Source organism: Mycolicibacterium sp. TUM20985 (genome assembly GCF_030295745.1).
GTDB lineage: Bacteria > Actinomycetota > Actinomycetes > Mycobacteriales > Mycobacteriaceae > Mycobacterium.
Map to the genome: position 1 here is coordinate 4,486,709 of NZ_AP027291.1, position 25,907 is coordinate 4,512,615.

General features: G+C 67.5%; 23 protein-coding genes. 4 read left to right on the forward strand and 19 right to left on the reverse strand.

The window, feature by feature from the left end; translation table 11 throughout:
* Window positions 1-65: 65 nt before the first annotated feature.
* The 4 genes from QUE68_RS22045 to QUE68_RS22060 form a co-directional block, all read right to left on the reverse strand.
* On the reverse strand, window positions 66-1,229 hold the full coding sequence (locus tag QUE68_RS22045) for an acyl-CoA dehydrogenase (RefSeq protein ID WP_284228407.1): 1,164 nt from the start codon (window positions 1,227-1,229) through the stop codon (window positions 66-68).
* Window positions 1,230-1,353: 124 nt separating this feature from the next.
* A complete protein-coding gene (locus tag QUE68_RS22050; RefSeq protein WP_286274449.1) occupies window positions 1,354-3,306 on the reverse strand; it encodes an acyltransferase family protein in 1,953 nt (650 codons plus the stop codon).
* 284 nt (window positions 3,307-3,590) lie between these two features.
* Window positions 3,591-4,097: a 5-(carboxyamino)imidazole ribonucleotide mutase gene (gene purE / locus QUE68_RS22055; RefSeq protein WP_284228409.1), complete on the reverse strand. Its 507-nt coding sequence runs from the start codon at window positions 4,095-4,097 to the stop codon at window positions 3,591-3,593.
* Complete coding sequence (locus QUE68_RS22060) at window positions 4,087-5,274, reverse strand: 5-(carboxyamino)imidazole ribonucleotide synthase (protein WP_286275907.1); 1,188 nt, start codon at window positions 5,272-5,274, stop codon at window positions 4,087-4,089. The genes purE and QUE68_RS22060 overlap by 11 nt, the downstream gene beginning before the upstream one ends.
* A 119-nt stretch (window positions 5,275-5,393) precedes the next feature.
* Between QUE68_RS22060 and QUE68_RS22065 the strand changes: the two genes are divergently transcribed.
* Complete coding sequence (locus QUE68_RS22065; RefSeq protein ID WP_284228412.1) at window positions 5,394-6,059, forward strand: GtrA family protein; 666 nt, start codon at window positions 5,394-5,396, stop codon at window positions 6,057-6,059.
* Here QUE68_RS22065 and QUE68_RS22070 read toward each other — a convergent pair.
* From QUE68_RS22070 to QUE68_RS22100, 7 genes are read right to left on the reverse strand one after another with little or no spacing between them, the layout of a single operon-like run.
* Window positions 6,014-6,532, reverse strand: a complete 519-nt coding sequence (locus QUE68_RS22070; protein WP_284228413.1) for a PH domain-containing protein — start codon at window positions 6,530-6,532, stop codon at window positions 6,014-6,016. The genes QUE68_RS22065 and QUE68_RS22070 overlap by 46 nt on opposite strands.
* 25 nt (window positions 6,533-6,557) lie before the next feature.
* Window positions 6,558-7,373 (reverse strand): biotin--[acetyl-CoA-carboxylase] ligase, encoded by an 816-nt coding sequence (locus QUE68_RS22075; protein WP_284228414.1) that lies wholly within the window; start codon window positions 7,371-7,373, stop codon window positions 6,558-6,560.
* Entirely contained in the window at window positions 7,363-8,595 is a 1,233-nt protein-coding gene (locus tag QUE68_RS22080) for a lipase family protein (RefSeq protein ID WP_284228415.1), read from the reverse strand. The genes QUE68_RS22075 and QUE68_RS22080 overlap by 11 nt, the downstream gene beginning before the upstream one ends.
* 58 nt (window positions 8,596-8,653) lie before the next feature.
* Window positions 8,654-9,856 (reverse strand): lipase family protein, encoded by a 1,203-nt coding sequence (locus QUE68_RS22085; protein WP_284231223.1) that lies wholly within the window; start codon window positions 9,854-9,856, stop codon window positions 8,654-8,656.
* A gap of 22 nt (window positions 9,857-9,878) precedes the next feature.
* On the reverse strand, window positions 9,879-10,541 hold the full coding sequence (locus QUE68_RS22090; RefSeq protein WP_284228416.1) for a YveK family protein: 663 nt from the start codon (window positions 10,539-10,541) through the stop codon (window positions 9,879-9,881).
* On the reverse strand, window positions 10,538-11,791 hold the full coding sequence (locus QUE68_RS22095) for a lipase family protein (RefSeq protein WP_284228417.1): 1,254 nt from the start codon (window positions 11,789-11,791) through the stop codon (window positions 10,538-10,540). Before QUE68_RS22095 ends, QUE68_RS22090 begins: the two co-directional genes overlap by 4 nt.
* Before the next feature lie 2 nt (window positions 11,792-11,793).
* On the reverse strand, window positions 11,794-13,299 hold the full coding sequence (locus tag QUE68_RS22100) for a tyrosine-protein kinase domain-containing protein (protein ID WP_286274450.1): 1,506 nt from the start codon (window positions 13,297-13,299) through the stop codon (window positions 11,794-11,796).
* Window positions 13,300-13,461: 162 nt separating this feature from the next.
* On the opposite strand from QUE68_RS22100, the gene QUE68_RS22105 reads away from it, so the two are divergent.
* A complete protein-coding gene (locus QUE68_RS22105; RefSeq protein ID WP_286274451.1) occupies window positions 13,462-14,850 on the forward strand; it encodes an O-antigen ligase domain-containing protein in 1,389 nt (462 codons plus the stop codon).
* A gap of 92 nt (window positions 14,851-14,942) precedes the next feature.
* On the opposite strand, the gene QUE68_RS22110 is transcribed toward QUE68_RS22105, so the two are convergent.
* The 6 genes from QUE68_RS22110 to QUE68_RS22135 form a co-directional block, all read right to left on the reverse strand.
* The gene (locus tag QUE68_RS22110) at window positions 14,943-16,433 is read right to left on the reverse strand and encodes a sugar transferase (protein ID WP_286274452.1); all 1,491 of its coding nucleotides are present in this window, start codon (window positions 16,431-16,433) and stop codon (window positions 14,943-14,945) included.
* 114 nt (window positions 16,434-16,547) lie between these two features.
* Window positions 16,548-17,123, reverse strand: coding sequence for a YdcF family protein (locus QUE68_RS22115; RefSeq protein WP_286274453.1), 576 nt, complete (start codon window positions 17,121-17,123; stop codon window positions 16,548-16,550).
* Window positions 17,110-17,994, reverse strand: a complete 885-nt coding sequence (locus QUE68_RS22120) for a sialate O-acetylesterase (protein ID WP_286274454.1) — start codon at window positions 17,992-17,994, stop codon at window positions 17,110-17,112. Before QUE68_RS22120 ends, QUE68_RS22115 begins: the two co-directional genes overlap by 14 nt.
* On the reverse strand, window positions 17,981-19,222 hold the full coding sequence (locus tag QUE68_RS22125; protein WP_286274455.1) for a lipase family protein: 1,242 nt from the start codon (window positions 19,220-19,222) through the stop codon (window positions 17,981-17,983). The genes QUE68_RS22120 and QUE68_RS22125 overlap by 14 nt, the downstream gene beginning before the upstream one ends.
* Complete coding sequence (locus QUE68_RS22130; RefSeq protein ID WP_286274456.1) at window positions 19,219-20,379, reverse strand: acyltransferase family protein; 1,161 nt, start codon at window positions 20,377-20,379, stop codon at window positions 19,219-19,221. The genes QUE68_RS22125 and QUE68_RS22130 overlap by 4 nt, the downstream gene beginning before the upstream one ends.
* A complete protein-coding gene (locus QUE68_RS22135) occupies window positions 20,376-21,647 on the reverse strand; it encodes a lipase family protein (RefSeq protein WP_286274457.1) in 1,272 nt (423 codons plus the stop codon). Before QUE68_RS22135 ends, QUE68_RS22130 begins: the two co-directional genes overlap by 4 nt.
* A gap of 409 nt (window positions 21,648-22,056) precedes the next feature.
* Here QUE68_RS22135 and QUE68_RS22140 point away from each other — a divergent pair, with 409 nt between their 5' ends.
* Entirely contained in the window at window positions 22,057-22,902 is an 846-nt protein-coding gene (locus QUE68_RS22140) for a beta-galactosidase (RefSeq protein ID WP_286274458.1), read from the forward strand.
* Window positions 22,903-22,956: 54 nt separating this feature from the next.
* Window positions 22,957-23,730 carry an LGFP repeat-containing protein gene (locus tag QUE68_RS22145; RefSeq protein ID WP_286274459.1) on the forward strand — a complete coding sequence of 258 codons (774 nt, stop codon included), beginning with the start codon at window positions 22,957-22,959 and terminating at the stop codon, window positions 23,728-23,730.
* Here the strand turns inward: QUE68_RS22145 and QUE68_RS22150 are convergent.
* On the reverse strand, window positions 23,615-24,763 hold the full coding sequence (locus tag QUE68_RS22150; protein WP_286274460.1) for a glycosyltransferase: 1,149 nt from the start codon (window positions 24,761-24,763) through the stop codon (window positions 23,615-23,617). The genes QUE68_RS22145 and QUE68_RS22150 overlap by 116 nt on opposite strands.
* Window positions 24,760-25,857 carry a polysaccharide biosynthesis protein gene (locus QUE68_RS22155; RefSeq protein WP_284228428.1) on the reverse strand — a complete coding sequence of 366 codons (1,098 nt, stop codon included), beginning with the start codon at window positions 25,855-25,857 and terminating at the stop codon, window positions 24,760-24,762. Before QUE68_RS22155 ends, QUE68_RS22150 begins: the two co-directional genes overlap by 4 nt.
* Window positions 25,858-25,907: the final 50 nt, after the last annotated feature.

Genomic DNA, 25,907 nt, shown 5'->3' on the forward strand with positions numbered 1-25,907 from the left:
GGAGCAGGGGAGTTCGGCCTCACAGTACTCGACCGTGACGCCGAGCTCTCCCCGTGCAGACGGCGCTAGCGGAGCAGCGCGCGGGACATCACGACCCGCTGAATCTGATTGGTGCCCTCATAGATCTGGGTGATCTTGGCGTCCCGCATGAAGCGCTCGACGGGGAAGTCGACGGTGTACCCGTACCCACCGAACAACTGCACCGCGTCGGTGGTCACCTGCATCGCCACGTCCGAGGCGTAGCACTTGGCGGCCGAGGAGATGAAGCCGAGGTTCGGCTCACCGCGTTCGGCCCGCGCTGCGGCCGTGTAGACCATCAGCCGCGCCGCCTCGATCTTCATCGCCATGTCGGCCAGCATGAACTGCACGGCCTGGAAGTCGCTGATCGACTTCTTGAATTGCTTGCGTTCCTTGGTATAGGCGATCGACGCCTCCAGCGCGCCCTGGGCGATGCCGACCGCCTGCGCCCCGATCGTCGGACGGGTGTGATCCAGCGTCGCGAGCGCTGTCTTGAAGCCGGTCCCCGGCTCACCGATCATCCGGTCACCCGGGATTCGGCAGTCCTCGAAGTACAGGTCGGTGGTCGGGGATCCCTTGATGCCCATCTTGCGTTCCTTGGCCCCGACGGTGAAGCCGGGATCGTCGGCATGCACCACGAACGCCGAGATGCCGTTGGCGCCCTTGTCCGGATCGGTCACCGCCATCACGGTGTACCAGGTCGACTTGCCGCCGTTGGAGATCCAGCACTTCGAGCCGTTGAGCACCCAGCCGTCACCGTCCTGCTTGGCCCTGGTCCGCATCGCGGCGGCGTCGCTGCCCGCCTCCCGCTCGGACAAGGCGTACGAGGCGGTCGCCTCCCCTGCCCCGATCGAGGGCAGCACCTGCTTCTTCAGTTCCTCGGAGCCCTGCAGCAGCATGCCCATCGTGCCCAGTTTGTTGCAGATCGGGATCAGTGACGACGAGGCACACACCCTGGCGACCTCTTCGATCACGATGCACGCCGCGACGGAGTCACCACCCTGCCCGCCGTACTCCTCGGGAATGTGGATCGCCGAGAAGCCCGACGAGTTCAGCGCCGCCAGCGCCTCATCCGTGTAGCGGGCCTTCTCGTCGACGTCGGCCGCGTACGGCGCGATCTCCTTGTCGCACAGATCACGCAGGACCTTGCGCATCTCGACGTGCTCGTCGGACAGCTGGAAGACGTCGAAGGACGGGTTACCGATGGACATGCAGGACTCCTCGCTACTCGCCGGTAACTTTACCTGCGGCGGTCGCGGACGCCGCTATCGGCCCGGCTTGCCGGACCCTCGGCCGCCGACGAAGGCGCAGCGGCGCCGAGCGTGGTCGAATCGCTCACACCAGCGGCGGAAGCGTGCCGACCGCTCGAACCGCTCCCGCGCCGGACAAATGCTGTTCGTCGAAGTAATAGAGCGCCGACCCGTCGCGATAGTGGCAACCATCGGCGTCACACAATTGAGCCCACGGATCGACCAGGACGACGTTGGGGTGTTTGGCCGCTACGCGCCGGAGAATGTCACGACTGTCGTCCTCGGTGATGCGGTCGTACGGCGCGGGGCCGGTCATGGGCTGCACTCCCAGGAGATCTTGCAGACCGACTCTCATCGGTAACGACTGGCCGATCACCGTCGCGTACGGATTGATGGTGAGTTCTGGAACCTCCTGCACCAGAACGACCTTCTTGCCCAGCTTCTGCAGGCGCGTCAGCGTCGAATCCAACGCGGTCTCCAGACCGATCGTCGTCGATTCGCCCGGTGCGGTCAGCAGAATCTGCTCCGCATGCCAGCGAGCTGCCAACACGACGACTTCGATGTTCGGATCGTCCTCGACTTGTTGAAACGCCTGCCGTTGATAGTCGAAGCACTCGTCTGGAAAGTCGGGCAGACCGGGGGTCACGTTCGCATATCCCCACTGGGCCGTGCACAGAGTCTTCGTCAGCTGCCGGAAGGCGAGACCTTGCGCCGCTGCGGCCTGCTCAAAACCGGGCGAGATCGAGGCTGCGTGGCTGTCGCCGATGATCGCAAGCGTCGGCCCACTGGTCGCCGTGTATTGGCATCCCGCCGGTGCCACGTCAACGCTGCCACGCCGAACCAGGCACGGATCGTCCTGCGATCGGCGCGCATCCTCCGCGGCGATGCGAGCGTCGGCAGGCAACCGGCCGATGAACCCGTTCTGCAGGAAGACCAACGTCCCGAGGGCGGCCACGCAGGCGATCGCCATCACGTACCGGAGCACGACGGGTCCGTCGGCCAGGCGCCGGCGACGAAAGGGCTGCTCGATGAAGCGCCACGACAGGACGGCGAGGCCGAAGGACAGGGCTGCCAGGATCGACATCGCCGTCCGGCCTTCGATGCCGAGGACGTGGGAGAAGTAGAAGAGCGGCCAGTGCCACAGGTACCACGAATAGGAGATCTTGCCGACGAACACCGCCACCGGATTGGACAAGATCCTGGCGTTCACCCAACTCGATCGCGCTGCGATGACCATCGCCGCGCCGATGGTCGGGAGTAGCACGAAGGCCCCGGGAAACGGGATCTCCGGCCGGTACACGATCATTGCGACGACTATCAGTGTGGCGCCACCGAGCCCGAGCAGCTGCCCCAGTGCTCCACGGACCTTCGGCGAGGCGGCGATACCCGACGTGGCGAGGATGGCTCCAAGACTCAACTCCCAGAAGCGGGTGGGGAGCAGATAGAAGGCCGCCTGCGGATTGGCGTGCGTCATCACGATCGACGCGGCCATGCTGAGAACCGTGACGACCACGAGCGGCTTCGTGGCAGACGACTTGAACACTCGGATGAACACCGCGGCGAGGATCGGGAGCACGATGTAGAACTGCTCCTCGACGCCAAGGGACCACGTGTGCAGCAACGGCGTGAGGTCGGCTGCAGGGGCGAAGTAATCAGCTTGCAGGAAGAACACCAAGTTGGAGGCACCGAACACCGCAGCAACGGATTCCTTGCCCAGCTCTCGGAATTCGTCGGGCGTCAGAAGCAGGGCGCCGACGACGAGGAAGATCACGAGCAGGGCGATCAACGCGGGAACGATCCGGCGCAGCCGGCGAGCGTAGAAGGCAAGGTATCGGAACGTGCCCGACGTCGACTGCCGGAAGACTTGGGCGCCGATGAGGTACCCGGAGATCACGAAGAAGACGTCGACGCCGATGAATCCGCCGGGGAGCCAGCTCAATCCCGCGTGGAAGGCGACCACCGGCACCACGGCGACGGCGCGCAGCCCGTCGACGTCGGGACGATACGGAATGACCTCGTGATCGCCTTCGACCTTCACAGCAGTACTCAACGTGACACCCGACGCCGCATTCGCCGCGACATCGGCCCCGTCGCACGGACCGGCCCACGACGTTGCCGCAGCGGAACCCTCACAGGCCTGTCCTCCATTCCACCGACACGCGTAACCGCATGTCCCTCGCGCGCCGACCGCTGCGTTTGCTTAGTTTACGGACTGTCTTTTCGAGTTGCCGCCCACGCGCGGCCGCGTCAAGGCCAGCCATCGCGGTTCATACGGGCCAACTCTCGACGTCGTGGCCATCGGCCAACGACCGAGGTGCCTGTTCAGCCGCCGAGCAAGCGGTCGCGCAGCGCAGCGTCCTTCTGTAGGACGAGCGCTTCCAGTTCGGCTTGGAACCGCTCCATTCGCGTCCGCAATTTGAGATCCGTCGCCCCAAGAATGCGCACTGCCAAGAGTCCCGCGTTTCGCGCGCCTCCGATCGACACCGTTGCCACGGGCACGCCCGCCGGCATCTGCACGATCGACAGCAGGGAGTCCAGGCCGTCCAGCCGCGCCAGCGGCACCGGCACGCCGATGACTGGCAGCGGGGTGGCCGCGGCGACCATGCCGGGAAGGTGGGCTGCCCCGCCCGCCCCGGCGATGATGACCTCGAGGCCCCGGCCCGCGGCGCTCTTGGCGTAATCGAGCATCCGGGCCGGTGTGCGGTGCGCCGACACGACGCCGACCTCGAAGGGCACGTCGAACTCCGCGAGCGCGGTCGCAGCGTCCTCCATCACCGACCAGTCGCTGTCGCTGCCCATGATGACGCCGACACGTGCGCTATTCGCCATGTGCATCCCATCCATCCGTCCACTCGCCGTGCGACAACCAGTGCGCCGCCCGCGTCGCCCGTTCCCTGACCTCCGCCACGTACTCCGCGTCACTCAGTGAACCCGTCGCCGCACCGAGCACGTTGACGTGGCCGATCTTGCGGCCCGGGCGCTCGGACTTGCCGTACAGGTGCACGTTGGCCTCGGGCAGCCGCGCGAACAGGTGGTGCAACCGCTCGTCCATGCTCATCGCCGGCGGCTGGGGTGCGCCGAGGACGTTGGCCATCACGGTGACCGGCGCGATCGGGCCGGTGGCTCCGAGCGGGTAGTCCAGGACGGCCCGCAGGTGCTGCTCGAACTGGCTGGTGACGGCGCCGTTCATGGTCCAGTGCCCGGAGTTGTGCGGACGCATCGCGAGCTCGTTGACCAGCAGCGTTCCCTCGACCGTCTCGAACAACTCGACCGCCAGCACGCCGACCACCCCCAGTTCGCCGGCCAGACGCAGGCCCAGCTGCTCGGCCGCGGCGCCGAGATCGGGGTCCAGGGCGGGCGCCGGCGCGATCACCTCCACGCAGATGCCGTCGCGCTGCACCGTCTGCACGACGGGCCATGCCGCGCCCTGGCCGAACGGCGACCGGGCGACCAGTGCCGACAGTTCCCGGCGCATGTCGACCCGCTCCTCCACGAGCACTGCGGTGCCGTCGGCGAGGTAGCGCTCGGCCACCGCACGCGCCTCGGCGAGGTCCTTGGCCAGCGTGACACCACGTCCGTCGTAACCCCCGCGGACGGTCTTGACGACGATCGGCGCGCCGGTCTGCGCGGCGAAGTCGTCGACGTCGGAGGGTGTCGTCACCTCGGCGAACCGGGGAATGGGGGCCCCGAGCGCTTCGAGTCGGCGGCGCATCACGAGCTTGTCCTGGGCGTGGATCAGCGCCTGCGGCGGTGGTGCGACGTTCACGCCCTGGTCGACGAGCGCCTGCAACAAGTCCGTGGGGACGTGTTCGTGGTCGAACGTCAGCGCCGAGGCCCCCACGGCGGCGCGCGCCAGTGCCTCGGCGTCGGTATGCGACCCGATGACCACGTCGGGGGTGACTTGCGCGGCGGGATCGTCCGGCGAAGCGGCCAGCACGCGCAGGGTCTGACCCAGCGCGACGGCGGCTTGGTGGGTCATCCTGGCCAACTGGCCGCCACCGATCATGGCTACGACTGGAGGTGCACTCACGGACCCCATGTTGTCATGGCCCCGATCCCGGGCCGGACCCGTCGCGACCTGCACGGCTACGCGTCACGTGGCCCATTTCCGTAGACTGCTCTCTCGTGTCCTTCACCGATGCCACCATCGCGCGCCTGCCGCGCAGGGTTCGGCCCTTCGCCGAGCGGCATCACGAGCTCATCAAATTCGCCATCGTCGGTGGCACCACGTTCATCATCGACTCGGTAATCTTCTACACGCTCAAGCTGACGATCCTCGAACCGAAGCCGGTGACGGCCAAGATCATCTCCGGCATCGTCGCGGTGATCGCGTCCTACATCCTGAATCGGGAATGGAGCTTCCGCGACAGAGGTGGCCGCGAGCGCCATCACGAAGCGCTGCTGTTCTTCGGGGTCAGCGGCGTGGGTGTCATGCTCAGCATGGGGCCGCTGTGGGTCTCGAGCTACGTGCTCGAACTTCGCGTCCCGATGGTCAGCCTGACGATGGAGAACCTCGCCGACTTCGTCTCGGCCTACATCATCGGCAACCTGTTGCAGATGGCGTTCCGCTTCTGGGCGTTCCGCCGCTGGGTCTTCCCCGACGAGTTCGGCCGCAACCCGGACAAGGCCGTCGAGGCGACGATCACCGCCGGCGGCATCGCCGAGGCACTCGAGGACGAGGCCGAGGCGGCGCGGCGCAAGGGAACCGTGACGCCGCTGGGCAACCGGCGGACCCCCCGTTCGACTCAGCTAGGCGACTCCTCCGAACCGAGGGTGTCGAAGACTTCGTGATATAGCAGTGAGTGCACCTGCTCCACGCGCGGAATGTCGTGGAATTCCAGGGGATCCTGGCTCGCCGACTCGATGATCAGCGTTCCGGTACGGAGCATGCGATCCAGCAGGCCGTGACGGAACTCGACGCTGTTGATCCGCGCCAGCGGGATGTCGATGCCCGAGCGCGTCATGACCCCGTGCCGGAACATCACGCGCCGATCCGTGATGACGAAGTGCGTTGAGCGCCAATTCAATACCGGCCACAAGACGAGCCAACCGAGAAGTATCAGCCAGACCACCCCGATGACGATCATCACGATGTTCTTGGCCATCTGATCCCAGTCCGTGCGATTCACCACGCCGAGGCCGAAACCCGCCAGTGCCGTCGCCAGTAGCAGCACCAGGACCGGGCCGAGCAGCCGCTTCCAGTGCGGATGACGGTGCAGAACGACACGCTCTTCGGCGGCCAGCACGTCGTCCGGGTATCCCACGCCGGGGACTCTACCCAGCCGTCGGTTACACGGGCCGAAGATGCACGATGTCACCGGCCGATACGACGACGACGTCGGTTCCGGTGTCGATGCGCAGCCGGCCCTGATCGTCGATGCCGCGGGCGTCGCCCACCACCTGGCGATCCCCCGGCAGGCTGGCACGCACGCGCGAGGAGATCGTGAGGCTGTTGGCGACGTAGTCCGCGGCGAGCTCGGCGTCCGCCCCGCCACCGGCCAGGAGCCCGTCGACCCGCCGCCGCAGCTGAGCCAGCAGCGCGCCGATCAGCGCCGCGCGGTCGGGGTCGGCGGCACCGAGCTCGGACAGGGAGGTGGCCGCCGGTTCCGGCAACTCGTCGCGCCGCAGTGACACGTTGAGTCCGACGCCGACGACGATGGCCGACGACGGCGTCGCCACCTCGGCCAGGATCCCGGCGAGCTTGCGGCCGTCGGGGCCTGCGAGGACGTCGTTGGGCCATTTCAGGCCCGCCCTGATCCCGGTGACGGCGGCGACGGCGTCGACCACCGCGAGACCGGTGATCAGCGGCACCCATCCCCACGCGGCGGGGGGTAGGGAGGCGGCGGGCACCCCGACCGACATGGTGATCTGCGCGCGCGGCACCGCCGACCAGCTGCGGCCGTTGCGTCCCCGACCCGCCGTCTGATGCTCGGCGATGAGGACCGCCCAGGAGATGTCCTCCCCTGCGGCGGACCGGGCGATCAGATCGGCATTGGTCGAACCGGTCTCGGGCACGACGTCGAGGGTGCGCCAGCCGGTCGGAGCGATCGCGGCCGCCCGCAGCGCCACCTCGTCGAGCGGGGCGCGGGTCCCGTCAGCAGTCATTCTCGGCCGGCTTTCCCTCGAACCGGTCGGTCATCCAGCGGATCGCGTCGAGGGCGTCGCTCGGATTGTGCCCGCCCTCGGGGTCGTACCGGATGGTGATGCTTCCGCCCAGCGCGCAGGCCCGCTGAATCGCCGCCTTCGTCCACTCCGCGTCGATGAACGGATCCTGGCCGCCGTAGTAGACGTACAGCGGCGCCGACAGTGGCTTCTGCGGCAGCGCCCAGTCCTGCAGCAACCCGCGCAGCTGCTCGGCCGCCTGCGGTGTCCTTGGCGCGAAGTCGCGTGGCCCCACGCCGTTGGCCGCCTGGCCGCGCGCGTAGGCGTTGGCGGCCCTGCAGTCGGTGAGCACGTTCCAGTAGTTCTTGGCGCCTGCACTACGGAAGTCGTCGCGATTCAACTCCGGATGGAGCCGCGCTAGGGACTCGATGATGCCCTGGGCGACACCGCGCTGCTCCTTGGTGAGCGTGCCGTCCTGCGCCTTCTGCACGATGCCGGTCATGTCGGCCGGAGGTGACGCCGCCAGCGCACCGAGCAGCGTGAGCTCAGGCGCATAGTCCTTCGTCTGCTCGTCGGCGGCCCAGGCCGCGCCGCCGCCCTGCGAATCGCCAAAGGCCACCCATTTGTCCGAGACGTCCGGGTAGGTGTGTCGCAGCGCGCGCACCGCGTCGATCATGTTCAGCCCGGCCGTGCGGGAGTCCGAGTAGGGGTGGATGCCCTTCGCGCCCAGGCCCTGATAGTCGGCAAGTGCGACGGCGTAGCCCATGCCGGCGAAGACGTTCACGTAGCGAAGAAACCCGAGCAGGCTCGAGTCCAGCGACGGTGCGCACGGGGTGTCGATCCCCAGCGTCGCGTGCCCGATCGAGACCACCGGCCAGCCGCCGTCGGGAGCATTGCCCGTCGGGACGAACACCGAGCCCGACACGATGGTCGGCGACATCCCGTCACCGGAGGTGGACCGGTAGACGACCCGTGCCGCCTTCAGGTCGCGGCCCTCCCACTTGCGCATCACCGCAGGCAACGTCGTCGCCTGCAGTACCGCACCGGGCTCCGCCCCGTCGAGTTGCGCCGAGGCAACCTTCTCGGGCGGCCCGGCAGACGGTGCGATCTGGTCGTACACCCACGCCCCGACGATGGGAGCGAAGGGATATACCGCGTACGCCATCCCCGCGACGAGAGCAATGATGACTACCGGCAGCAGAACCCGCTTCACGACGCCGGTCACGCTAGGTTTTTCCGCCTCGACGCGGCGCGCCCCTTGCTCGAGATCATGACGACGAACTCTAGCCGCCACTAGCTCCCGGACAGTCGTTGGACGCCGGGATTCCGGCGAATCTCTCTGCGATCCAATCGAATCGAGATGCCACGTCGACGTCCCCGTGACCCTTGTCGGGCTGCAGTTGCCACACCACCGTGCCGCCGAGCGCGCATGCCCGCGCGATCGCATCGGTGGTCCACTGCGCGTCGATGAACTCGTCCCGTCCGGCGTAGGTCACCGACAGAGGCGCCGACAACCGTTGCTGTGGCAGCGCCCACGCGCGCAACGACTCACGCAGGCGGTCGGCCGCCGCAGGGCTGGCTGGCGCGAAGTCGAGGGACCGCACCGCCGCCGCCGCCGCATCCCGACTGGCCGTCTTGGGACCCGAGCACGCCGACAACACGTCCCAGTAGGTGGCGGCGGCACCACGTCGATAATCGTCTCGGACCACGTCGGGGTGCAGGCGGGCCAGCGACTCCACGATGCCTTGGAAGGCCAGGGACTGATCCGTCGTCATCGTTCCCGCGACCGCCTTGTCGACCAGCCCGGTCACGTCCGCCGCGGGTACGTAGGCGACGGCCCCGACCAGTTTCAGCTCCGGCGCGTACGACGCGGCCTGCTCGTCGGCCGCCCATGCCGCGCCGCCGCCCTGGGATCCCCCGACGGCGGCCCAGCGGTCGGATACCCCGTCGACCGTGTGCCGCAGGGCGCGGACGGCGTCAATCATGTTGAGGCCCGCGGTCTTCGAGTCGGTATAGGGATGATGGCCGGGAGCGCCGAGGCCCTGGTAGTCGGCCAACGCCACCGCATAGCCCTTGCTGACGTAACCGGCGACGATGGTGGTGAAGCCGAGCAGCGTGGCGGAAAGCGAAGGGCCACAGGGTTCGTCGAGTCCCGTCGTGCCGTGACCGAAGGAGATCACGGGCCAGCCCCCGTCGGGGGCGGTCCCCTTGGGGACGAATACGGACCCGGAGACCTCGGTCCCCTCCCCCGTGTCACCGTTGGTCGACCGATACACGACGCGGGCGGCGTCGAACGTTCGCCCCTCCGACGACTGGCCGAGGACCGGCATGGACATCGCGCTGACCAACGTTCCCGGCCCTGACCCCGAGAGGTCGGCGCTCGCGATGGGAACGGGCGTGGCGTCGGCGGACTCGGCCGGTTTCGGGCCGCAGGCCGCCGAGATGGTGGCGACCACCAGGAGGGCGATCAGCCACCGCAGGACCATCACCGAGGGCGTTCCCGGTCGGTCACGCGGATCGTCCCGCGTTCTCGACCGCGCGCCCGATCTGACGTCGTCCGAGCACCCGATCCTCGAACAACCCCCACGCCAACCATAGGATCGACGACACGAAGAAACCGACGAAACCGGCCTGCAGGAGGTCGGCGGTCAGCGACCCCTCCCGCTTCGCGGGCCCGGCCCCGTCGACCAGCAGCAGCTCGGTTCTCCCGCCGTCGACCTTTGCCAGTTCCGCCGACACGGCGATCATGTTGGCGGTGACGGCGTCCGCGACGCGGCGCGTCTCGTCGGGATCGGTGCCCGTGACCACGATATCGAGTATCGGCGTCAACGACGGCGTGATGCTGATGCGGCCGGCGAGTTCACCGGTGGTCTGCGGGAGGCCCAACTGGTCGATGGTCGGGCCGGTCACTCGGGCGCTGCGCACCAGGTACTGGTAGGTGAGCACCCGCGACTCCGCGTTGATCTGTCCGTAGAGCGCGTCGAGCGAGGTCGCGTCGCCCATCGACTTGACGAGGATCTTGGTGCTCGAGGCGTAGACAGGTGTGGTCTGTTGCCAGGAGAACCATCCCACGCCGACCGACAGCGCGGTGGCACCCACGACGAGCCACCAGCCGCGCCAGAGGATGTTCAGGTAGTCCCGCCACTGGGGCACATCCTTGGGAGGTATCACGGCGCTCCGATGCACACGTTGCTTAGTCGCTCCCCCGCGAACCGGGCGAACAGCCAGCCGATGGCACTCTCGACCACCTGATCATTGGACGCCTCGGTAGCGCCTGCCCGCGTCATCACCTCGATCTGCTCACCCTTGGCGCAGGCCGCGTCGACGGCGGCGCGGATGCCCTCGGCCGGGGAAGTCGCGTCCAGGGTGCCGTACGTCACCAGCACGGGCGCCGCACCCGGCGTGGGATAGCGGGCGGGCACGCCGGCCGCCAGCAAGCGTTGGCGCGCATCGTCGGCCGCGGCGTCGTCGCGCGGCTTCAGGTCGTCGGGGTTCATCTCGTCGAGCAGGCGCTTGGCCTCTTCGGGGTCGGCTGAGGCGCAATCGGCCAGCACGGCCCATTGGTCGCGGGCCACCCCGGACCGATAGAGGTCGAGGTCGAAACCGGGGTCGGTGTTGGCGAGGCTCTGCAGTGTCCACACGTAGGTCCGGATGTCGACGGGCCCGTTCAGTTCACCGCGCTGGGCCGCATCGACCAGCGGTGACATGTCCGCGAAAGGGGACAGCGCCACCGCCCCGACGAGGCTCATCCCGCCACCGTAGAGGCCGGCTCGCTCGGCCGCCGCCCACGCGGCGAGACCGCCCTCACCGAGTCCGTAGGCCGCCCATTGCGTGCTGCTCGAAGGCAGGACCCGGTGCGCCGCCCTCGCCACGTCGATCATGTCGTTGCCCAGCGTCGCGGCGTCGACGATCGAGTGCGGTGGTTGGCCGTCGAGCCCGAGCCCCGGGAAGTCGGGGAACGCGACGACGAAGCCGCGGTTCATCAGGTTGACGATGGAGGTCGAGTAGCCCCCGTACTCGTCGGCGAGGGTGGGGCCGCATTTCGGCTGGGTGCCCGACATGGCATGGCCGACGGTGATGATCGGCCAGCCTTCCTTGGGCGGCGCACCTGCCGGGACCACGACGACGCCGCTCCCCAGTGTCGGCGCACCGTCACCGCCGGTGGATCGGTAGGTCACCTTGACCGCGGTGGCGTTGGCGTCGTCGAAGGCCACGATGCCGGTGACCGGCTTGGCCTCGACGAGCGAACCGGGCCCGGTGTCGGTCAGGTCCGCGGGAGGCAGTTCGGGCGCACCGGGAAAGTCGGGCGACAGATCCGCGCGCGGCGGCAGGTCACGCCCGACCGGGGCCGACGGTGGTGATCCGCACCCGGCGAGGATGGCTGCCGACGCGATGATGGCGGTCAGTGCTCGCCAGCGCACCGTCAGTCGGACCCGTGCCTGGACGCAGCGCGCTGGTCCGCCGCGGCGAACTCCTCGGTCGGCGGATCGGCCTTCGACGCAGCGGACTTCGACGCAGCCGACTTCGGCGCAGCGGGTTTCGGCGCCGCCCGCTGCGGCGCGGGCTTGCCCGAGTTCAGCTGCCGACGGTGGCCGGGTTCGAACGTCGCGACGGTGCCGATGAGGATCGCGTTCGCACCCTCCAGCGTCTGCACCGCGCGACGCAGCGCGGCACTGGTGGTACGCCGGATGCGCGCGAGCAGCAGCGCGCCGTCCGAGAGCGACGCGACGAGAGCGCCGTCGCTGTACTTGCCCAGCGGCGGCGTGTCGATGACGACGTAGTCGAAGGAGTCACCGAGTTCGTCGAGCAGTTCGGTGGCCCGGTCACTCGCCCAGAGTTCCCCGGGCCGCGACGGGGTGGGCCCGGCGGGTAGGAAGGACACCCGATGGTGTCCGACGGGCACCTCGATGATCGCCTCGACGACGTTGGTCTCACCGGCGATCGTGGTGCTCAGGCCGCGCGCTGCGGCCGAATCCTGCATGGCAGGGCTGAGGGGCAGACGGTCCGCCAGGGACGAGCTGCGGAAGTCTCCGTCGACCAGGATGACGTTGCGCCCCGACTCGGCGAGGGTCGCCGCCAGATCCATGGCGAGCGTGGTGCGTCCCTCCCCGGCCGACGGGCTGGTGACGGCGATCACCTTGGGCGGATCGGGGTCGTCGGCGAGACGCGCAAACCGCAGATTAGTCCGAAGCTCGCGGAGGCGTTCGGCGTAGAGACCGCCCCGGTCGAGGTCGACGACGTCGGCCTTGGCGCGCGAGGGGTCGGCGGGCAGCCCCCCCATCAACGAGGAATCCGTGCTGGCGGCCACCGGCTCACGGCCTCGCACGCGGCGGTCGAGGGCGCCGATCAGAATCGCAGCGAGGATCCCGAGCAGGAGGCCAGCCGCAGCACCGAGGGCGACCTTGATGGGCATCGACATTCCGACGGGCTCGCTGGGGTAGTTCGCCTCGTCGACGACGACCGCGCCGGCCGCCGGGGTGCCACCCCGCCGGGAGGTCTCCAGCTCGCTCACCAGGCCGACGAGTTGATCGGTGACCGCGCCGGCGTAGGTCTGGGCGAGCGCCGGATCCGGGTCGGTCACGCTGACGCTCAGCAGCACGGTCTTTGGCGCGGCGACCGCGGTGATCTTGCTCTTGAGCTCGCCGGGGGTGATGGTCCCCTTCAGCTGGTCGACCGCGCGAGCAGCAACCTGTTCGCTCGTCGCCAGATTGGCGTAGGAGTTAGCCCGGTCAGTGGAGAAGAGGTTGTTCTGATAGGCCTCGGTGACGGTCGTCCCGTTCTGCGTTGCCACGAACAAGGTTGCTGTCGACTGATACTCCCGGGTGCCGAACTGCCACGTTGCCCAGCCGATGGCTCCGCCGACGACGGCGAGGATCACGATGACCCACCAGTACCTGCTGAATATTCGCAGGTATTCCTTGATCTCCAACGTCGAACTCCTCGGTAATCGCCATCAACGTGGTCACAGGCTAGCCGCCGTGATCCGGACGGTTCTATAGGACGCGGCCGGACCCGTGTGTTGAGCTTAGCTGGTCGACCTGAGACCATGGTGCTCGTGAACCCCGGCCGGGAAACTTTCCGTAACGTCGCGATGTCCATCGCGATTGTTGCCATGACGTTGGCGACGGTGTGGCTGGCAATTTCATTCGGGAAGCTCGCGCTCTTCGGTGTAATCGGAATTCTCGGGTTGATCGTGGCCGCCTATGTCGGAATTCGCCACCCATTGTGGTTCTTCTACGGCTTGGCGGCGGTCATGGCCGGTCTGCAATTCGGTCGCATTCCGGGCATAAGCCTTCCGATCTACCTGCCGCTGGAATTCGGCTGCCTGGTCGCGGCGTATTTCCATCCGCGCCTCGCGAGGTCGATGCACCCGCTGGAATTCGCGGTGCTGGCACTGGTGATCACGTCCGGCATCTCGGTGGTCGCGACGGGCGTGTCGCTCACGTCGGCCTCGCTGTTCATTCGGTGGGCGCTCCCCTCCCTGCTGTTGTTCGCGCTCGTCTCGCTGTCTTCTGAACACCTGGCGCGCTTCGGACGGATCTTCGCGTTCGTCTCGGCGCTGAACGCGGTGTACGGCATGTACGTCGTCGCCTTCGATCCGTTGAACAGTTCCTTGCGCTACCTTCGCGTGTTCGGTTACTCGCCGGAGGCCACCGCGGCGCGCTTCGCGTTCGGCGCGGAGGGCGCCACGCAGTCCGTCCGGTTGGGCGGCACGTGGGTGGAACCCAATGGAGCTGCCCTCAACCTCGTACTCGCGCTTTCCCTGTCGGTCCTGCTGTTCGCCGGATGGCGACGGGTCCTCATTGCGGCCGTCCTCGCGGCGGGGCTGGCGCTGACTCTCAGCCGGGCGTCGATCTTCACCGTCGTCTTCGGTGTCCTTCTGGTTCTGGTGTTCCACCCGATGAAGGTGCGCAGCCGGGCGGCGATGATCGGGCTCATCGCGTTCGCCGCGGCCGCCGCCATGCTCGCCGAACCCGTGCGCCGCCGCATCATGACGTCGTTGAGCGGTGAGGACGCCGGTTCGATCGCCCGAGCCGATGCCCTGCGCGCCTTCCCCGGTCTGATGTCGGGCCACTGGGGTTTCGGCGCCGGCTGGGCGCGTCCCGAATTCATCGACCCGGCCTTCTCCTACGTATTCAATCTGCCGTCCAATGCGCCACTGACTGCTCTTTATCGCGGCGGCAGTCTGGTGCTGATCTCGTTCATGGCGGTGGTCGTGATTGGCTGTGTCGTGGCCTACCGCTCGCTGCGCTCGAATTCGACGCCCCGGGCGCTGTACTGCGGGATATTCATCGGCCTGTGCTTCGTACAGATGCAGCTGGATCACAATGTGGCGGACCTACCGCAGAACGTGTTGCTGTATTCGATGTTCCTGGCCTTCGTCCTCTATTGCGAGCGAGCCAGGATCGCCGAGCGACGAGCCATCGGCGACGAAGCGGAATCCGCTCGAGTTCGCGAAGCGGTCACAGTCCGCACCTGATTGGCGGATGAGGTATTCGACGTTGCCAGTCCCGGCCGTCACACCCGAGAGTCGATGAACTCGCGCCAATTCCTCCGCCCATCGCGGCAGGGTCAGTAGGCGCCGGATCCGGTGGCGATCGTGCGCACGGTCTTCACCGCGATCAGCAGGTCGTTGGCGATCGACCAATTCTCGACATACGAGAGGTCCAGCCGGACCGAGTCTTCCCACGTCAGGTCGGAGCGACCGCTGACCTGCCACAGGCCGGTGATGCCGGGCAGGACGAGCAGTCGGCGGCGCACCTGGTCGTTGTACGTGTCGACCTCGCGACGCAGCGGGGGCCGCGGCCCGACCACGCTCATGTCTCGGCGCAGGACGTTGAAGAACTGCGGCAGCTCGTCGATGCTGTACTTGCGCAGCAGGCGACCGACGTGGGTGATCCGCGGGTCTTCCTTGACCTTGAACAGGACGCCACCGACGCTGTCGTTCACCTCTAGCATGGTGGTGACCTGCTGGTCGGCGCCGTCGACCATGGTGCGGAACTTGATCATCTGGAACGGCTCGCCTTCGCGGCCGATGCGCTCGGACTTGTAGAAGACGGGGCCCTTGCTGGTCAGCTTGATCGCGATGGCTGCGGCGATCATGACCGGGAGTGCGGTGACCAGCGCCGAGATCGCCATGAAGTAGTCGAAGGCCAGCTTCTGGATCTTCTTGGTGCCGCTGTACTGCGGCTTCTCGACGTGGATCAGGGGCAGACCGGCGACCGGCCGCATGGTCAGGCGAGGGCCGGCAACGTCGACGACACCCGGGGTGACCACCAGGTCGACGCCCAGTCGGTGCAGATCCCAGGAAAGCTCCCGCACACCCTCGGGACCGAGGTGATCGGTGGTGGTCAGCGCGACGGTGTCGGTGTTCGTCTTGAGGATGGCGTCGTGCACCTTGCCCTCGTCACCGAGCACGGGAAGCGTGCCGACGCCGGGAATCTCGATGGTTCCTCCGGAGCTACGTCCGGTCAGGCATACGCCGACGACCGAGTACCCGTAGCCCCAGCCGCGGCTGAGCGACTGGACGAGGCTGCGGACCGCCCTGGCATCGCCCACGGCAAGTACCGTGACGACGCACCGGCCACGCTTGCGTTGCCGCGAGAGGTAGAGACGGCACAGATTGCGCCCCGTGAGCAACCCGGCCAGACCCAGGGGAAAGGCCACGGCGAGGTATCCGCGAGCAAATTCCGGGCGGAAGATCATGAGGACGACGGCTACGACTCCGATGGTTGCCAGGGTGGCTGACATCACCCGCCGGTACTCCTCGACTCCGGCGCCGACGATGCGGGGGGAACGGGTGCGGTAGGCGGCAAGCAGGGAGAGCCAGATGACGGCGATCAACACCGACAGAATCCGGAAGTACACCGAGGCGGGATCGGTTGCGGTAACTGGACGTCCGAGCTTCACGGTCTGTGCCGCGACCAGCGCCAACGTCACCACGATGACGTCGGAGAGAACCAAGGCCTGGACGTACCGCCGCTGCCACTTGGGGCCGCTCCCGGGGTGCACGGCCTTGGTGGGTGCCCGCGTGAGCCCGACGACCTCTTGTGTCACCGCCACGTCGTCCCACCTCTTCTGTTTGCTGACAGTTACTTTCGTTAACGAGCCCCCCGGCTCGGCTTTCACTATCTCACCGTTTGCCAGCCGGCGCTACAAATATGGTGAATGTCCAGCTCAAGGACATTCGCCCTGTACGACGGCTTTCGCGAGTCCGGCCCATTGGTAAGTGAAGACGAACTCCCATCCCAGGAGCGAATAGCGATAGCGCCGCGGGACATCGGTCATGATTACCGCGTCCGGCCGGCCCGAGAAACACTGCCGGAAGACCAGTCGAGCCCGTGGCAAGTGATAACGCCAGCTGACGACGATGATCCTCTCCCACGACCGTCCGGCCGCCAGGCTCCGCATCATGGCGGCCTCGCCGCGGGTGGTCAACGGGTCGGGTCGCAGACACATGACCTCCACGTCGCCGCCCGCGCGGCACACGCGCCTCATCACGGGGTCCCCATCCCAGTACGGATCGGACAGCACCACCGTGGGCGCCCAGCCCTCGCGCGCGAGGTGGAGGCCGTAGTCCTCGCGGCCGTCGTGCTCACCGCCGAGCACGATGATGGCGTCGGCACGTTGCAACGGGTCGACCTTGGCGTTGGCGAATACGTAGTACCCGCTGACGCCGACGTCCACGAGCACGATGACCACGATGAGAACGACTGCTTCGAGCACCGCCAGGATTCGTCTACTCGGACGCATACTCCGCCAGATCGTCGGGGCACATCTCGCGGTACCGGGCCCACATCGCCCGTCCCATCGCACGCTGGCCAATGGCGTTGTAGTGCCGATCGAGTCCGCCATTGATGCAATCCCGCTCACCCGTCACGAATTGCGTGCGGTGTCTCCGATTGGGCGTATCCGCATGAATGGCATCGATCACCGAATAGTCCTTGCGGCTCAGCTCCATCTCCTCGGGCACCATTTGTCCGAGGAGAAATGGAACGTCGTTTCCATAGCGCCGCCGGAGATCGTCGATGACGAAATCGAGCTTTTCTCGATAAAGCGCCCCCGACGTCAGTGGAACGTCACTTTCGCCCTGATGCCACAGCACGGCGGCGACCGTGCTCCCCGGCGAGCGATTGAGCGCGGCGTCGATCGCGTTCACGGCGTTGACGTAGAGGTTGACCCTGGTCAGGGAGTCCCCGGGGTCCCACGTGTACCCGTTCTTGGGGGCGAACGCCGTGTCACCGCGCGCACCGGGAATCAGCAGCACATGGCGGCCCGTGGCGTCGGCGAGCAATTTGCCGAAGGTCAGTCCGAACCCCACGCCATAGCCGGGGATCTCGTGCCGCAGCGGCTCTTCGGCCAGGATAACCGTGGCCTTGCTGGGACCGCTCATGGCGAACTGGTGCACCCGCCGATCGGGGCGATCCTCACCGTCGCGATCCAGGCCGACGCCCATGCCGAAGGCATTCGACTGGCCCAGGATGGGCACCACCAGATACGGCGATTTCGGCGCCGTCACGGCCGTACCCGACGGCGCCAGCCTGCGCTTCAGCACGGCCTTGGCCTCGAACGCCACCCGCCGCCAGCGGGGAACGTCACCGTCGGGGTTCTTAAGGGCACTCATTGGCCGCCGGCTTGCCCGCGAATCGATCGGAGATCCACGCGAGTTGGTAGGCGACCTCGACGTCTCCGTGCCCCTTGTCAGGTTGCAGGTCCCATTCGACGTTCCCGCCGAGTGCGCACGCCCGGGCGATCGCGTCGGTCGTCCACGTCGCATCGATGTAGGTGTCCGCGCCGCCGTAGGCCACCGACAGCGGCGCGGACAGCCGCCGCTGGGGCAGCGCCCACCTGGCCACCAATGCACGCAACCGGTCGGCGGCAACGGGTGACTCGGGGCGAATGTCGTCAGCGGTCACCTGCGTGAGCGCATCGTCCCTGAGGTGGGCGTCGTTGCCTGCGCAGGACAGCGTCACGTCCCAGTAGCGCGCGGCGGCCCCGCGACGGTAGTCATCGCGGTCGAGGTCGGGGTGGAGGCGGGCCAACGACTCGACGATCGCGAGGAACGCCGGCCGCTGATCATCGGTGAGCGTGCGAGCCTGCGCCTTGTCGACGATCCGGGTGACATCGGCCGCGGGCGAATCTGCCACCGCCCCAACGAGTTCCAACTCCGGGCTATACGTCGCAGCTTGCTCGTCGGCTGCCCATGAGGCACCGCCACCCTGTGATCCACCGAGCGCGAGCCACCGCGTCGACGTGTTGCCGAACGTGTGCCGCAGCGCCCTGACGGCGTCGATCATGTTCAGCCCGGCGGTCTTGGCGTCGGTATAGGGATGGACGCCCGGCTGGCCCAGCCCCTGATAGTCCGCCAGCGCCACCGCGTAGCCCAGCTTGACCAACGCGAACATCGGCCCGGTGAGGCCCAGCAGCGAGTCGGAGACCGAAGGCCCGCATTCCTCGTCGATACCGGTCGTGCCGTGACCGAAGGAGATGATCGGCCAGCCGCCGGGTGGGGGTTGGCCGACGGGTGTGAAGACGGCACCGGACACCACCGTCTCCTTGCCGGTGTCACCGTTGGTCGATCGGTACACCACGCGCGCCGACTGCAGTTGCCGACCGGGGACCCTCGCCTGAATGGCCGGCATCGTCGTCGCGCTGACCAGTGTCCCCGGGCCCGTGCCGCCGAGATCAGCCGTTTCGATCGGCACGGGGGCCTCGGGCGGCGGGTCACCGCGGAAGACCTCGACCATCCGATGCGCCACCCGCGCCCCCAGCGGAAGGGTCACCGCCACGGCTGCCCCGCCCACCAGCACCACCACGGCGATCACCGCCGCCAGCCAGGGCTTGTGCCTCATGCCCAGCGACGCCGGTATCTCCGCGCCATGTTCATGGCTGGCTGCTCGATGAGGTAATAGGTGGCCGTGGACACCAGCATGGTGGCCGCGAGCACGACGGCGACGTTGTACGACATCCCCAGCAGCGTATCGCCGGCGAGCACGCCCCACCTGCCCAGCACGAGCATCACGGGGAAGTGCCAGAGGTAGATCGACAGCGACAGCTTGCCGACGTGGAGCACGGGCGCGACATCGAGCCACCGGGCGATCGCCGAATCCTGCCCGCGCGCCAGCGGAGCGACGATGACGAGGATCAGCAGCGCGCAGATCACCCCGAGGGCGCTGCTGCCGTACGGGGAACGCGTCGCCATCAGCAGCGCGCACAGCATCATCACGGGCAGCAGCGCGACCGCGCCGAGGAGCCGAACCCGCCTACTGAGGGCCTCTCCGATGAGCCGGTTCTCGATCGCCACGACGAGGACGGCGGCCAGCATTCCGGCCGCGAAGTTATCCGCATTGGTCAGCAAACTGCGCGAGAAGACCGCGGCCCAGTGGTCGCCCCATTCCAGCAGCGTCGGGTCGGTGACGCCGGTCGCCGCGTTCACCATGGGGATGAACCCGCGGCCGATTAGAGCAACTGCCGCGAGCGCGGAGGCGCCGATGACCGCGATGCGCAGTGGTCGGATGTCGGTGCGTCGTCTCATCAGGAACAGTGCCATGGCGAGCAACGGCAACACGGCGTAGAACGCATATTCCAGCGTCAACGACCACGATGGGTTCAGACCGGTCTGGATGTACTGCGGGAGGTAGGTCTGGACCAGGGTCAGATTGGCCAGCAGCTGTCGCCAGTCCGTGATCATCCCGGTGCCGTCCTCCGTCCCGAGCGGCTGGTGCACCGGGTTGTCGACGTAGGCGGCCTGCAGGACGAAGTTGACCAGAAGGAAGATGACGAGGTAGCCGGGGAGGATGCGCGCGACACGGTGGAGGACGAAGTTCTTGGTGCTGGGCATGGTTTCCGTCGACCGCTCCCCGGCCAACGCCCGTACGTAAGGCAGGAACAGCAGGAAGCCGCTGAGCACGTAGAAGAAGATCAGCGACAGACCCACCAGACCGATCTCGGTCGACGCCGCCGTCTTGGGCGAGCTGTGCCCGGTGACGTGGGCGACGACCACGCTCACTCACCGTCTCCGGCCGGCGCCTGCGCCTCCTGCGGTGCGGGCGGCGGCGGTGGCGGTGTGATGAACGATTGACAGCTGTCGGGCGGGGGGTCGCCCTTGAACCGGTCGGCGATCCATCCCATCACCGGCGCGACGTCGACGTCCGAATGCCCGCGGTCGGGCTGCAGGTAGATGCGGATGATGTCGCCGATCTCGCAGGCGCGCTGCAGTGCGGCGTCGGTCCAGGCCGGGGGGAGGAGGACGTCCTGTCCGCCGTAGATGACCAACGCGGGCGCGACCAGGGGCCGACGCGGCAGGCTCGACTTGCGCAGCCGCTCCCGCAACGCGTTCGTGGCGGCGTCGCTGGCGGGCACCAGATCATCCGGGGTGATCTGATCGACGATTTGCGCACGCTCGTCGGCTTTCTCGAAGTCGCACTGCAGCAATGCATCCCACTGCTCAGCGACGATTCCGCGGCGGTAGTCGTCGAGGTTCAGGTCCGGGTCCTCGTGCTTCAGGGCCGCGAGCAGAGCCTGGTAGATGGGCTCCTGGTCCTTGGACAGTCGGCGGTTCGCCGCGTCGTCGGCGAACCCGGTGATGTCGAGCGCCGGTGACACCGAGGCGGAACCGACCAGCTTTAGGCCGGAGCCGTACTCCCCGCCCAATTCGTTGGCGGCCCACGCCGCCTGCCCTCCTTGTGACACCCCGAACGCGGCCCATTCGTTCGACGTGTCGGCGACGACCTTGCGCGCGGCGCGGACCGAGTCGATGAGATTGAAGCCGACGGTGGTGGCATCCAGGTAGGGGTGATAGGTCTTGTCGTCACCCAGCCCCTGATAGTCCGACATCGCGACCACGTAGCCCGCGTCGACGAAGTCGCGTACCACCGACGAACTGTTCAACAGCGTCGGCGAAGACGACGGCGCGCAATCCGCAAGCACCCCGGTGGTGGGATGGCCGTAGGCGATGATCGGCCAGCCACCTTCGGGCGGCTTGCCCTTGGGAGCGAAGACGGTGCCTGTGACTTCTGTCGGTTCGTTGGTCACCCCGGACGTGGACGTATAGACGATCTTCGCCGCCACCGATGTCACACCGCTCACCCGCCGGTCGAGGGTCGGCATGCTGTTTGCCGACAAAACCGTCCCTGGCCCGGAGCCGCTGAGGTCCGCGGGAAGCGCCGTTCCCGCCTCCGGAGGGGATCCGACCGGCCCGGTGGCTCGATCGGCACATCCCGACGACATCATGGCTAGGACGACGAACACGCCGACCAGTACGCGGCCTCGGGTCATTCGCGTGCGCCTATGTCCACAGTCGCATCCTCCACTAATCCGTTTCCTCGTTGGTCAGCACGCCGCTGGCAACGCCGGGGAAGACCATGTCACCTGTTCCCGAGGGCACCGCCAACGCCTGGCAGCGCGCCGCGGAGGCCCGCCGGAGATCTGCTCCAGCTAACCGCCGATCCATCGTACTTCACGACTACCCGCGAGCACGTGCGCCTCAGTGAAAACGCTGCGATGTCGGTGCTCGCTAGGTATCACGTATCACCGCAAAGTCGGATCGTTCCGAGGCGGTCAGTGTGCTGCGCCCAATAGCAAACATCTGCCCGACACGCCTAGACGCTTCCCGCCGAAATGCCCCGTCGTCCACGACACTTTCGAGACCGTGCCACACAGCAGACCTCGGCGACATCACCGCGCGTTGACCACGACGGCCCTGGCCGTCGTGGTCGGCGTCGTGTGCACGACCGCGATCAGTTCGGACCTGCTGCGGGCGAAACCGCGTGAGGTCACGGCAATAGCGTCGGCGACGATCGACCCGTCCGCGACCACCACGGCCATCGCCGACTCCGATGTGTACGGATTGGCGCAGCCCGACGTCGACCGGACGATGGACGCCATCAAGGCGACCGGAGTGCGCTCGGTCAGATTGCTGATTCCCTGGGCCGCCGTGGAGCCCACGCAGAACAAACTGGACTGGAGCACGGTCGACAAGACGATCAACTCGGCTGCGTCCCGCGGTCTGGCGGTCGTCGGCACGGTGAACTCCACGCCGGCGTGGTCGGTCGCCCCTGGCGGGGCGGCGCTGAGCGGACGACCGGCTTCCCCGGCCGTCTACGGCGACTTCGTGGCGAAGGTGGTGACCCGCTACATCGGCAAGATCAGCGCAATCGAAGTGTGGAACGAGCCCAACGCCGTCACCTTCTACTCGCCGAAGCCGGATCCGGCGGGTTACGTCGATCTATTGAAGGCCAGCTATCCGAGGATCAAGGCGGTCGATCCCTCGGTCGTGGTGCTCGGCGGGTCCATGGGCGCGGTCGTCGACTACGGCGACTACGCCATCAACCCGGTGCGGTTCCTGTCCGCGATGTACGCCGCGGGCGCGAAGAACTACTTCGACGCGCTGGCGTTCCACCCGTACCAGTACACCTTGAAGTTCTCCGACGGCATGACCGTCGCCAACTCACCGCTGTACCAGCTGATGCAGCTGCGCCAGATCATGATCGGCAGCGGTGACCAGGCGAAGAAGATCTGGGCGACCGAGTAAGGCCAGCCGACCTCCAGCGGGGGCGACGCGCAGCAGAACGCCTTCGTCACCGACATGCTGACCAAATGGCAGGAAATGCCCTATGCCGGACCGATGTTCATCTACACCACCCGCGACCGTACGACCGGCAGTTTCGCCGCGGACGACACGTTCGGCATGTACCGGAGGGACTGGACGGCCAAGCCGGTCCGGCAGACGATCCAGTCAGGCGCGACCGGTCAGATCCCAAAATCGGCGGAGTACCAACGGTTCGCCACGGTCACGGATCCCGCACTCGGCACGGTGCTGAGCCCCGTCTTCCGAGCGACCGCCCAAAACTGGGCACAGATCCGAACGGTCGGCACCATCTACGAGACGCCGGCGGGCTTCCTCACCTCACCCAACCCCGTCGCCGACCGGGCCCGCTGCTACGGGGCGGTGCCCAAAACCGCGTTCGCACAGGGGTACCAGGACTTCGAGCATCCCTACGGCCTGCGCATCTGGTACTCCCCCGCTACCGGCGCGCATCCGGTGGGCGGCGGCATCGCCAATGCCTGGAAGCCCGACCTGGGGCTGGCGGTCACCGACGAGATCCCCGGCTTCGGCAGCAGCCGGGTGGACTTCGAGCACGGCACCATCACGTACACGGCGTTCCGCGGCGCGACCGTGACGTACGGCGAGCATGCGCCGGTGAATGCGACCCCGCCGTCGTGCGTCCAAGGCCCCACCGCCGTTACGGGAGGCGGCTACCCGGGCGCTGCGCCAGGACTAGCGACTCCACTGCTGTCGCTACTCTATTTTCTCGCCAGTATTCTTGGTTTGCCTGGAAAATTGTTCGCCCCGCGCTGACCGCGGCCGCCCGGTCGGTGAGCATCCGGCGGCACTCGGCGATGAACGCGTCGTCATCGTCGAAGACGTCCAGTCCGAAGAGTTCGCCGAGCGACCCCACCGCCGCCTCGGTGCCGACCACGGGCAGTCCGATCCGCGCGGCGTCGAGGATCTTCACGCGGACGCCACCACCGGTCATGATGGGCGCGATCATCGCGCGGCAGGTTCCCAGGAACTCGTGCAGATCATCGACGAAGCCCAGATCCCTTACCCCTGAGGGATATTCGGGCTCGGCAGCGTTCGGCTTCTTCGCACCGATGATGCACAGTTCGGCGTCGGGCACGCCAGCCGAGATGCGCGGCCACAACGCCAACGCGTGCAGGAATGCCTCCTGGTTGGGTGGCCAGTCCCTGGTCCCCATCAGGACAAGCCGTGGCGGCGTGTCGGCGATGTCGACCTGTTCGGCCGGGGGCAGGGTCAACGCGAACCAACGGGCACCGTTGACTCCCCGCCGACGGTACTGCTCGGCTTCGTCGGCGTCGAACGTCCCGACCGCGTCCGCGGCCAGGGCCACCCGCAGCTCGTCGCGCCGCAACCGGGACGCCTCCGCGCGTCCCAACAGGCCCCGGCTGGCGCCCCACACCAGGGCCTCGCTGACGTGCGTGTTGACCACCAGCGACCGGTTGCCGAAACGCGAACTGCGCAAGAATGATTCGGCCATGTAGCTGTGCTCGGCGACGAACACGTCGGCGTCGGCCCGCTCGATCGCCGCGGCCAGGTCGTCACCGTCGAATCGGACGTGCACCAGACTGCGGCGCGACCGCGCGGCTCCCGCGAGCAGGCTCAGCGGCCGGACCGCCGGTTTCCGAACCCGCGTCACCTGGACACCGCCAGGAACGAAGTCGGCCGTCACGGAACCGGTTTCGGCCGAGTAGCAGATCACCGACACGTCGAAGCTCGCCGCGGCCAACTCGATGAACAGGCGTGACAGCGCGACGTCACCGCCGTGCTCGAGGACCGGATCCTTGGAGAGCAGGAAGACGACCGACGTCATCGTCGCCTCCTGCCGTACAGGGCGACGGCGAAGATTGCCAACAGCAGGGCGTCGGAGGCCGTGGTGGCGATCGCTGCGGCCACGGCGCCGAGCCCGAGTTTCACCAGGATGGTCAGCAAAGCGAACTTGACGGGCAACAAGGCAATCGAGGCACCCAGTCGGAGGCGGTCCCGCCGCTGGGCGTACAGCACGACCTGGAACACGCAGATGACGGTGCGCAGGAAGCAGAACCCGGCCATGATGATCATGGCCTGGGCCATCGGGGCGGGCGCCGTGGTGAACAGCATGACGACGCCGGTGATCAGCACCAGCGCGCCCACCACCGCCGAGATGGTCAGCGTCGTGCGGATCTTCGGCCCCGACTCGAGCGTGCCACCGCTCTTGCGCAGCGGTTCGTGATACGTCATCGCGAACGACTGTCCGATCGCGGCGAGCGCCGTCGCGGCCATGAGGGTGATGTTGTAGTAGCCGACCACCGTACTGTCGGTCAGGAAGCCCAGGAGTAGGACGTCGCCCTGGAGGTAGACCGCCGTGCCGAGACCCATCTCAGCGGTGAGGTACCCCATCTGGCGCAGCGAGCCGGGCATACCGGGCCGGTGTCCGCGCACCGCGAGGCCGGCCAGAATCAGGATCGCCACGTAGGGCGCGCAGTACAGCAGGCTGGCCCCCCTCAGCGAGGGCTGATCGACCCCGAAGAGGTAGGCGCACACCAGGAGGGCGCTGGTCGTCTGCCGCATTGCGTCGTAGCGCCAGACCAAGTCGGGATGCCCGTCCCGTACCGCACGGCCCTTGAGGCTGTTGAACGCAATCTCACCACCGGCCATGACGAGCCCAAACCACAGGAAGTAGTTGAACGGCAGAACGGCGAGCCCGGCGACGACGAGGGCCATCCCCACCAGATAGCGGCTAGACCGCTCCCTGTTGAACTGGTCCTCGGACTCGCGGATCGCGCGAACGGCCCATGGATTGTCCAGCGGCGGGCCAATGATCGTCGCGAACGAGAAGGCGAGGGCGTAGAGCCCGTAGTCGGCGATGCCGAGGCGGGCGATGATTGCCAGTGTCAGCAGCAGTCCGAGACCTCGGCTGCCATACATGAAGAAGACGCCGACGAGCGTCTTGAAGAGGTTGCGTGACGCGCCTTCGG

Excerpts from the sequence above, each read along its gene's own strand:
- QUE68_RS22045 (WP_284228407.1), bottom strand. The coding sequence starts at position 1,229 with ATGTCCATCGGTAACCCGTCCTTCGACGTCTTCCAGCTGTCCGACGAG.
- purE (WP_284228409.1), bottom strand. The coding sequence starts at position 4,097 with ATGGCGAATAGCGCACGTGTCGGCGTCATCATGGGCAGCGACAGCGAC.
- QUE68_RS22060 (WP_286275907.1), bottom strand. The coding sequence starts at position 5,274 with ATGATCGGTGGCGGCCAGTTGGCCAGGATGACCCACCAAGCCGCCGTC.
- QUE68_RS22075 (WP_284228414.1), bottom strand. The coding sequence starts at position 7,373 with ATGACTGCTGACGGGACCCGCGCCCCGCTCGACGAGGTGGCGCTGCGG.
- QUE68_RS22085 (WP_284231223.1), bottom strand. The coding sequence starts at position 9,856 with ATGGTCCTGCGGTGGCTGATCGCCCTCCTGGTGGTCGCCACCATCTCG.
- QUE68_RS22105 (WP_286274451.1), top strand. The coding sequence starts at position 13,462 with ATGTCCATCGCGATTGTTGCCATGACGTTGGCGACGGTGTGGCTGGCA.
- QUE68_RS22115 (WP_286274453.1), bottom strand. The coding sequence starts at position 17,123 with ATGCGTCCGAGTAGACGAATCCTGGCGGTGCTCGAAGCAGTCGTTCTC.
- QUE68_RS22120 (WP_286274454.1), bottom strand. The coding sequence starts at position 17,994 with ATGAGTGCCCTTAAGAACCCCGACGGTGACGTTCCCCGCTGGCGGCGG.
- QUE68_RS22125 (WP_286274455.1), bottom strand. The coding sequence starts at position 19,222 with ATGAGGCACAAGCCCTGGCTGGCGGCGGTGATCGCCGTGGTGGTGCTG.
- QUE68_RS22135 (WP_286274457.1), bottom strand. The coding sequence starts at position 21,647 with ATGACCCGAGGCCGCGTACTGGTCGGCGTGTTCGTCGTCCTAGCCATG.
- QUE68_RS22145 (WP_286274459.1), top strand. The coding sequence starts at position 22,957 with ATGCTGACCAAATGGCAGGAAATGCCCTATGCCGGACCGATGTTCATC.
- QUE68_RS22150 (WP_286274460.1), bottom strand. The coding sequence starts at position 24,763 with ATGACGTCGGTCGTCTTCCTGCTCTCCAAGGATCCGGTCCTCGAGCAC.
- QUE68_RS22155 (WP_284228428.1), bottom strand. The coding sequence starts at position 25,857 with ATGTATGGCAGCCGAGGTCTCGGACTGCTGCTGACACTGGCAATCATC.